9 protein-coding genes are annotated in these 8,106 nt (G+C 56.2%); all 9 read right to left on the bottom strand.

All coding sequences use genetic code 11. The features are described 5' to 3' along the window. Positions 1 to 157: 157 nt before the first annotated feature. From ACTQ3V_RS07835 to ACTQ3V_RS07795, 9 genes are read right to left on the bottom strand one after another with little or no spacing between them, the layout of a single operon-like run. Entirely contained in the window at positions 158 to 682 is a 525-nt protein-coding gene (locus ACTQ3V_RS07835; protein WP_441467037.1) for a type III secretion system chaperone family protein, read from the bottom strand. Then, positions 679 to 1,935 carry a phosphoribosylamine--glycine ligase gene (purD, locus tag ACTQ3V_RS07830; protein ID WP_441467036.1) on the bottom strand — a complete coding sequence of 419 codons (1,257 nt, stop codon included), beginning with the start codon at positions 1,933 to 1,935 and terminating at the stop codon, positions 679 to 681. The genes ACTQ3V_RS07835 and purD overlap by 4 nt, the downstream gene beginning before the upstream one ends. Beyond that, on the bottom strand, positions 1,932 to 2,471 hold the full coding sequence (locus tag ACTQ3V_RS07825) for a hypothetical protein (protein ID WP_441467035.1): 540 nt from the start codon (positions 2,469 to 2,471) through the stop codon (positions 1,932 to 1,934). The genes purD and ACTQ3V_RS07825 overlap by 4 nt, the downstream gene beginning before the upstream one ends. Continuing rightward, complete coding sequence (locus ACTQ3V_RS07820; protein WP_441467034.1) at positions 2,468 to 3,055, bottom strand: hypothetical protein; 588 nt, start codon at positions 3,053 to 3,055, stop codon at positions 2,468 to 2,470. Before ACTQ3V_RS07820 ends, ACTQ3V_RS07825 begins: the two co-directional genes overlap by 4 nt. Continuing rightward, a complete protein-coding gene (locus ACTQ3V_RS07815; protein WP_441467033.1) occupies positions 3,052 to 4,227 on the bottom strand; it encodes a phosphoribosylaminoimidazolecarboxamide formyltransferase in 1,176 nt (391 codons plus the stop codon). The genes ACTQ3V_RS07820 and ACTQ3V_RS07815 overlap by 4 nt, the downstream gene beginning before the upstream one ends. Beyond that, positions 4,224 to 4,949, bottom strand: a complete 726-nt coding sequence (locus ACTQ3V_RS07810; RefSeq protein ID WP_441467032.1) for an IMP cyclohydrolase — start codon at positions 4,947 to 4,949, stop codon at positions 4,224 to 4,226. The genes ACTQ3V_RS07815 and ACTQ3V_RS07810 overlap by 4 nt, the downstream gene beginning before the upstream one ends. 17 nt (positions 4,950 to 4,966) lie before the next feature. Next, complete coding sequence (gene purN / locus ACTQ3V_RS07805; protein WP_441467031.1) at positions 4,967 to 5,590, bottom strand: phosphoribosylglycinamide formyltransferase; 624 nt, start codon at positions 5,588 to 5,590, stop codon at positions 4,967 to 4,969. An 18-nt stretch (positions 5,591 to 5,608) separates the two neighbouring features. Next, on the bottom strand, positions 5,609 to 6,646 hold the full coding sequence (gene purM, locus ACTQ3V_RS07800; RefSeq protein WP_441467030.1) for a phosphoribosylformylglycinamidine cyclo-ligase: 1,038 nt from the start codon (positions 6,644 to 6,646) through the stop codon (positions 5,609 to 5,611). Between the two features lie 36 nt (positions 6,647 to 6,682). After that, a complete protein-coding gene (locus ACTQ3V_RS07795; protein ID WP_441467029.1) occupies positions 6,683 to 8,104 on the bottom strand; it encodes an amidophosphoribosyltransferase in 1,422 nt (473 codons plus the stop codon). Positions 8,105 to 8,106: the final 2 nt, after the last annotated feature.

Raw genomic sequence — 8,106 nt, 5'->3', positions numbered from 1 at the left:
ATTTTGAACACGCAATGACCAAAACAAAAACTGCTAAAACAGAAAAGAATGGTATAGCCGTTTGACTATACCATTCCTTACTTTGCTGTTTTCCTAATTCACCGCCGCTAACGCGGCCTTTTTTGTTTTCCGATTGCAAAGCGCACTTTGCAATCCTTTAGCCCATTTTCGGGAACAGCTCCTGATCGATTACCGTGTCGAGCGTCATATCCGCGTAAGCGATCTGCGCCAATCCATCAATAAACCGCCCAACCGCTGCGAGCAACACAGAAATGTTGTCCGCCACAAAGGGAATGATCTTTTCCAGCTCCAGTGAACCGTCGAGCAGCGTATTATGCTTGAGGTAAATCTGCCCCGCTTGCTCATACAAGCCGAACGCACCCAACGCGCAAAAGTCGTTGCAATATGCACATGCGCGGCGCAGCTGGTTTGCATTGGTATCCGGTGCACCCTGAAACAGCGTGACGAAAAATTGCAGCAACCCGCTATCCTCGCTCGGAAGCTGAAGCGGGATAAAGCACGTCTCAATCACAACGTCCTTGGCAACCTTTCCCTGCCGCATCGCCTCACAGCGCAGCAGCGTGGGCGCGCCTTCCTGACGCATCACCTCGGCGCGAAAGCCGTTCTGGTTCAAAACATCAGCCATGCAGGCAAGAATCTGTTCCTGTTGTTCTATCTTCATCCCTTTTTCACTCCAATATCCGTACGGTAATGCGCTTTTTCAAAATGAATCTTCTTGACGTCCGCATATGCTTTGACGATTGCCTCATCCAGTGTGGGGGCTGTCGCGGTCACGCCAAGCACACGGCCGCCGCTGGTGACAAATGCACCGCCCTTAACCGCTGTGCCTGCATGAAACACAAACGAATCGGTCACATCATCCAAACCGGTGATGACCTTGCCCTTCTCGTAAGCCTTTGGATAGCCGCCCGATGCCATACATACGCAGCAAGCCGCGTTATCCGACCACTGGATGTCGATTTCGTCCAGTTTTTCGTCGATAACAGCGTTGAAAATATCAAACAGATCGGTTTCCAGCCGGGACAGTACCGCCTGCGTCTCCGGGTCACCAAAGCGCGCGTTGTACTCAATCACCTTGGGGCCCTTGGGGGTCAGCATCAGACCAAAGTACAGTACGCCTTTAAAGGGGCGGCCTTCCGCCGCCATCGCTTTGACCGTGGGCTTAAAAATCGTCTCCATACAGGTGTCAGCCACATCCTCGGTGTAGAACCGCGAGGGCGAGAACGCGCCCATGCCGCCTGTATTCGGCCCCTCATCATGGTCGTAGGCACGCTTATGATCTTGCGCGGACGGCATGGTCTTGAGATGCTTGCCGTCCACAAACGCCAGCACGGAAACCTCCGGGCCGGTTAAGAACTCTTCAATGACGACGCGCACACCCGCGCCGCCAAACGCGCCGCCGTCGATTGCATCTTTAACCGCTGCAACAGCCTCATCCTCGGTCATAGCGACCGTGACACCCTTGCCGAGCGCCAGACCGTCTGCCTTAACGACAATCGGCGCGCCCTGCTCCTTGATATACGCAATCGCTGCCGCCGAATCCTCAAACACGGCATAGCCTGCGGTTGGAATACCGTATTTCTTCATCAGCTCCTTGGCAAAGGACTTGGAGCCCTCAATCACAGCCGCATTCTTACGCGGGCCAAAGGCACGGATACCCGCTTCCTCGAGCGCGTCCACCATACCGAGTGCCAGCGGATCGTCCGGCGCGACCATCACAAGGTCGGGCTTGTGCTCCTTGGCAAAGGCCACCACGCCGTTAATATCAGTTGCCTGAATGTCCACGCACTCTGCTTCCTGCGCGATGCCGCCGTTGCCCGGGGCGCACCAGATATGGTCGACCTTGGGGCTTTTCTTCAGTGTATGAACGATGGCGTGCTCTCGCCCGCCGCCGCCGATAACCAGTACTTTCATGGTTTTTCTCCCTCCGTACGGATGTATTCTTTCTGCGCGCGGAATGTGTCTGCCAGCAGCGCAATGTATCCCAGCACCGTCAGGGTATTGACTGCGGTCATGGTCAGCGACAGCGCCATGTCGTTGAGCCAGCCGGGCGCCATGAGCAGCGTCAGGATGAATCCCGCGCTCCATACAACAAAAATCACCCATTCGATGCCTGTTCCGCGCCCTGCGTCCCGCATCTGCGCCATAAACGCCATCAGCAACATGCAGCCGACCATCAGCAGCGGCACAAGCGAAGCATATTCCAGCACCATGCGAAACAATCCCGGCGGCACCACAGCCGGCCCGCAGACGACTTCAAAGCCGATACACACATCAGCTGTAATGCTTGCGCGCAAAAACCAGCGCGATACCTGCTGCAAAGACAGTGCGCCCGCAGAAATCAGCGCATAGGCCACAATCTGCAGCATCCAGTTGTTCTGCAATACCAGACCGAGCAACAGTCCACCGGCGATGGCAAGATAGGCATAATAGCCGCGAATTAGCTTCATTCTTCCACCTGCGCTTTCAGCAGTATTCTGGCGCGCCACAAATAGCGCACCATCCAGATATAGGACACGATTGCCGCAAGCAGCGCAATCATTTCCAACGTAATCTGCAAGGTAAACAGCGTGGTGTACGCCCCCTGCGCAGCCGACAGCTCCGCCTGCCCGGCAAACAACGGCAAAAAGCCCATCATAGACGCGCCGCGCTGGATAAGCGTGGTCATCGACCATGTCCGCCCCAGCCGAAGCGTCTGCGCGGACGCATCCAAGGCGCGAAATTTCCGGTCAAAACCGCTCTGCATGGGCAGATACATCGCCAAAAACAACAGGTTGACCAGAATATTGCCAATCCAGTCGGGATGAGTGCCGTTGGGCAGCAGCAAAGTCAGCACGCAGCCGATGAGCGCCGCGCTCAGCGCCAAGAGGCAGCGCAGCCGCCACGCGGCCCATGCGTTCATCAGATAGCACAATGCCATGAGCGCCGCCCCGGTCCATGCGCCCGCCATGCCGACGCAGGCCGCGGCTGCGACCTGCACAATCAATGCTGCCAGTATCCAATTTGCCGCAGATGCAGCGTTTTCTCGACTCAATGGTGGAACAGGCGCATGCCGGTAAACGCCATGACAATACCATATTTGTTCGCCGTCTCAATGACGTTGTCATCCCGAATCGATCCGCCCGGCTGCACGATATACTGCACGCCTGACTTACGCGCACGCTCGACATTGTCGCCAAACGGGAAGAACGCATCCGAACCAACGGTCACGCCCGTGTTCTTCGCAATCCATGCCTTCTTTTCCTCAGCCGTGAGCGCCTCAGGCTTGACCTTAAAGGTATTCTGCCAGACACCATCCGCCAGCACATCCTCGTACTCATCCGAAATGTATACGTCAATCGCATTGTCACGGTCGGGACGGCGGATGCCATCCACAAACTGCAGGCCGAGCACCTTGGGGTGCTGCCGCAGGAACCAGTTGTCCGCCTTGTTGCCTGCCAGCCGCGTGCAATGGATACGGCTTTGCTGGCCTGCGCCGACACCAATGGTCATGCCGTCCTTGACATAACAAACCGAGTTGGACTGGGTGTACTTGAGCGTAATGAGCGACAGGATCATGTCGTGCTTAGCGCTCTCGGGCAGCTCTTTGTTATCGGTGACGATATTGTTCAGCAGCGCTTCGCTGATCTCATAATCGTTATAGCCTTGCTCGAAACGGATACCGAAAATATCGCGCTGCTCGATCGGCTTGGGCACATAGTCCGGATCGATCTGAACCACATTATAGCTGCCTTTACGCTTGGTTTTCAGAATTTTGAGCGCCTCATCCGTGTAACCCGGCGCGATGATGCCGTCAGACACCTCATGCGCGAGGTAGGATGCAGTATCCGCGTCGCACACGTCGGAGAGCGCCGCCCAGTCGCCGTAGGAGCACAGGCGGTCCGCGCCGCGCGCGCGGATATAGGCACATGCGACGGGCGACAGCTCATGGTCGGCCTCGACGAAGTACATCTGCTTCTCGACCTCGGTCAGCGGCTTTCCCAGCGCTGCGCCCGCAGGCGACACATGCTTGAAGGACGCCGCCGCCGGCATACCGGTCGCTTTTTTGAGCGCTTTTACCAACTGCCATGAATTAAATGCGTCACAAAAGTTGATATAGCCCGGCTTACCGTTTAATACTTCGATAGGCAGCTCGCCCTCGGTCATAAAGATGCGCGCGGGCTTCTGATTAGGGTTGCAGCCGTATTTGAGTGCCAGCTCTTTCATGCGTCCTTGCCCTCCTCGTGCTTGTTGCGGATCTCCTGACGGTATGCGCCGGTTTCCAGATCGATATAGCGCACAAACAGAGCGACCTTGTTCTGCTCGTTCATGCTCGACCAGAGCATTTCGGTGAATTGCTCTATCGGTTTTTCAATCCGAATGCACTTTGGCTCACCGCGGAACGGCGGCAGTGGGTCACCGTCGCACTGATAGGTGTGAATAAAATGCCCCAGACCCGGCACCGGCTTGTCATATTCATAGAAAAAGCGCTTGTTGGAGGTACGGTCGGACGTGAAATTCTTGAGGATGGACAGGCTGTAGGAACCGTCCTCGTTGACGACGCCCGAGATGCGCGAAGTATAGTTGGGAGCGTCCGGCTCAAACTGACGGGTACGCAGCGCATCGATATAGCTTTTCCCTGCTTTGAGATATTCACAAATCGTATCGGTCTGATCGCCGTTGGTGACAACCAGTTTGCCGCCGCACTGACGCACCGGATGATAAATGATGAGCGAGGGATCGGTCATCTTGGACGGGTCGTAAGCCTCGGTCCGGATGCCGTCATCGGTCTTCACAAATACACGGTTGCGGCTGTTCTCCGAACGGCCCATGATAAAATAGGCCACTACGTTCTGCTTATTATCCTGTGTGCGGCCAAAAATGATGCCGCGTCCCGGATAGGCATTGCTTATCAGCTCATTGCTGATATCGAACACATTCTTGCTCATAACGCTTTCCTTCCTCCTTATTTTCTGGCGACCCATGCGCCGTGTACGTGAAGTCTTCCCGCACAGAAATCGCTGACAGCCTGCGGCAGCAGAATCCACTCGGCCTGACGCATCACGCGCTTCTGCAGCGTCTCCGGCGTATCGCCTTCCTCCACTTCAACCGCTTTTTGCGCAATGATTGCGCCGCCATCCACCACTTCTGAGACAAAATGCACGGTTGCACCGGTCACCTTAACCCCTTTGGCAAGGGCAGCCTCATGCACGCGCAGGCCGTAAAAACCCGCTCCGCAAAAGGATGGAATCAGCGACGGATGTACGTTGATGATACGGTTTTCATAGCGGCTGCAAAAGCTGTCCGGCAGCACGGTCATAAAGCCCGCGAGCACGATCAGACCAATCTCGTATTCCTCCAGCAGCGCAGTCAGTGCCGCGCCGTAGTCCTCCGCACTGTCAAAGTCGCGGCGGCGCAGCACAGCGGACGGAATGGACGCCTTTGCCGCACGTTCCAGCGCAAATGCGTCCGGATTGGAGGAAATCACCAGCCGGATACGGCCGTTTTCGATCTGACCTGCGGCCTGCGCGTCAATCAGTGCCTGAAGATTCGTGCCGCCGCCCGAAACCAAAACTGCGATGTTTATCATAACTGATTCTCCACTCTTTTACTCGAGCACGACGCCTTTTTCACCAGCCACACACTCACCGATGATGTATGCCTTCTCGCCTGCGGCCGAAATCGCAGCCACCGCACGGGACGCATCCTCTGCCGCCACAGCGAGCACCAGACCCGCGCCCATGTTAAAGGTGTTGTACATATCGCGCTCCGGAATCTTGCCGGTCTTTGCAATCAGGTCAAACACCGGCGGCACCGGCATCGCGCTCTTTTCGATTTTGGCACAGATGCCGTCCGGCAGCATACGCGGCACGTTCTCATAGAAGCCGCCGCCTGTGATGTGGCTGATGCCCTTAACCTCGACCTTACCCATGAGGCCCTGAATTGCCTTGACGTAAATTTTGGTCGGAGTCAGCAGCTCTTCGCCCAGCGTCTTGCCGAACTCGTCAATATAGCGGCGCACGGACTTTTCGTTGATGCCTAGCGTCTTGCGTACCAGCGAATAGCCGTTGGAATGTACGCCCGAGGAGGCAACGCCGATCAGCGCGTCGCCCGGACGAATGTTCGTGCCGTCGATCATCTTTTCCTTATCGACCATACCGACCGAGAAGCCTGCCATATCGTACTCATCTTCCGGATAAAAGCCGGGCATTTCGGCGGTCTCGCCGCCGATTAGCGCGCAGCCTGCCTGACGGCAGCCCTCCGCGATGCCGGAGACCATCTGCGCAATCTTAGCCGGGTGATTCTTACCGACCGCGATGTAATCCAGGAAAAACAGCGGCTGCGCACCGCAGCAAGCGATGTCATTGACGCACATCGCCACGCAGTCGATGCCGACCGTGTCGTGCTTATCCATCAAAAAGGCCAACTTGAGCTTGGTGCCCACGCCGTCCGTGCCGGAAACCAGAATGGGATCAGCCATGCCCTTAAAGTCCGGACGGAACAGGCCGCCGAAGCCGCCGAGCGTGCCCATCACGCCCTTCGTAAAGGTCGATTCAACCATCGGCTTCATCAGCTTGACCGCCTCGTAACCGGCGGTAACGTCTACACCGGCTGCCTTGTAGCTTTCAGAACGGCTCTCACTCATAGTAATACTCCTTCGTCTTTATTTCAGCGAAACGGCTTATTCCTTGCCGTTCCAGCAATAGGTACAAACCTTGTCGCGGTCCAGCCCGATGGCCTCCAAAAGGCCGTCAAGCGACTGATACCCCAGCGAGCTGAAACCGAACTTCTCACAGATGGTTTTCAGCATACACTGACCGCGCTCGGTATTGGCGTCCGCATATTCCTCCAGATGTTTCTCCCCTTCGTCGCCTTCCAGCTCCTGCACGATACGGCGGGCAAGCAGCTCCATCTCGGAATTGGAGGAGGAGAAGTTCAGATACTTGCAGCCGTACATAATCGGCGGACAGGCCGAGCGCATGTGCACTTCCTTGGCACCTGACTCATACAGGAACTCGACTGTCTCACGCAGCTGTGTACCGCGCACAATGGAATCATCCACAAACAGCAGCTTTTTGCCTTCGATCAGTTCGGGAACCGGAATCTGCTTCATCTTAGCAACCTGATTGCGGACCTTCTGGTTGGTCGGCATGAACGAGCGCGGCCACGTGGGGGTATACTTGACAAACGGGCGGGCAAACGGCTTGCCACATTCGTTGGCATAGCCGATTGCGTGCGGCACACCGGAATCCGGTACACCTGCAATATAGTCCACATCTCCCGCAAGACCGCGCTTCTGGTCGTCCTGCGCCATAATAGCGCCATTGCGGTAACGCATCACCTCAACATTGACGCCTTCATAGTTGGAATTGGGGTAACCGTAATACGTCCACAGGAAGGAACAAATTTTCATCTCTTCGCCCGCAGGCGAGAGCGTTTGAAAACCTTCCTCGGTCACCTTGACAATTTCGCGCGGCCCAAGCTCATAAGCGTCCTCATAGCCGAGTTTGTGATACGCAAAGGATTCAAATGAAATGCAGCTGCCATCCTCATTTCGACCTATCAGCACCGGCAGCCGACCCAGACGGTCGCGCGCGGCAATGATGCCGTCCGGCGTGAGCACCAGAACGGTCAGCGAACCGTCAATCAACTCCTGCGCATGCAGGATTCCGGAAACCAGATCTCCCTTCTGGTTGATGAGTGCCGCCGCCAGCTCGGTGGAGTTGACCTTGCCCGAGCTCATTGCCATGAACTGATGGCCATGATCGGAAAAATACCGGGAAACCAGTTCCTCCGCGTTGTTGATGATGCCAACTGTCGTCAGCGCATATAGACCGAGATGGGAGCGCACAAGCAGAGGCTGCGGGTCGGTGTCGCTGATGCAGCCAATGCCGCTGCAACCGGAAAAGTCCGGCAGGTCTTTTTCAAATTTCGTGCGGAAAGGGGTGTTTTCGATGCTGTGGATCTGGCGCTGAAAGCCGCGCTCCTTATCGTACAGGATCATGCCGCCGCGGCGCGTACCCAGATGTGAATGATAGTCCACGCCGAAGAAAATATCCAGCACGCAGTCCTGCTTGGAGACTACGCCGAAAAATCCTCCCATTT

Source organism: Candidatus Agathobaculum pullicola (genome assembly GCF_052117205.1).
Classification (GTDB): Bacteria; Bacillota; Clostridia; order Oscillospirales; family Butyricicoccaceae; genus Agathobaculum; species Agathobaculum pullicola.
Note: the sequence above shows the minus strand (reverse complement) of the source record. Positions and strands in the feature narration are given on the sequence as shown.

Coding starts and splice junctions, on each gene's coding strand:
- ACTQ3V_RS07810 (WP_441467032.1), bottom strand. CDS start 4,949: ATGAGCAAGAATGTGTTCGATATCAGCAATGAGCTGATAAGCAATGCC.
- ACTQ3V_RS07835 (WP_441467037.1), bottom strand. CDS start 682: ATGAAGATAGAACAACAGGAACAGATTCTTGCCTGCATGGCTGATGTT.
- ACTQ3V_RS07825 (WP_441467035.1), bottom strand. CDS start 2,471: ATGAAGCTAATTCGCGGCTATTATGCCTATCTTGCCATCGCCGGTGGA.
- ACTQ3V_RS07795 (WP_441467029.1), bottom strand. CDS start 8,104: ATGGGAGGATTTTTCGGCGTAGTCTCCAAGCAGGACTGCGTGCTGGAT.
- purD (WP_441467036.1), bottom strand. CDS start 1,935: ATGAAAGTACTGGTTATCGGCGGCGGCGGGCGAGAGCACGCCATCGTT.
- ACTQ3V_RS07815 (WP_441467033.1), bottom strand. CDS start 4,227: ATGAAAGAGCTGGCACTCAAATACGGCTGCAACCCTAATCAGAAGCCC.
- purM (WP_441467030.1), bottom strand. CDS start 6,646: ATGAGTGAGAGCCGTTCTGAAAGCTACAAGGCAGCCGGTGTAGACGTT.
- purN (WP_441467031.1), bottom strand. CDS start 5,590: ATGATAAACATCGCAGTTTTGGTTTCGGGCGGCGGCACGAATCTTCAG.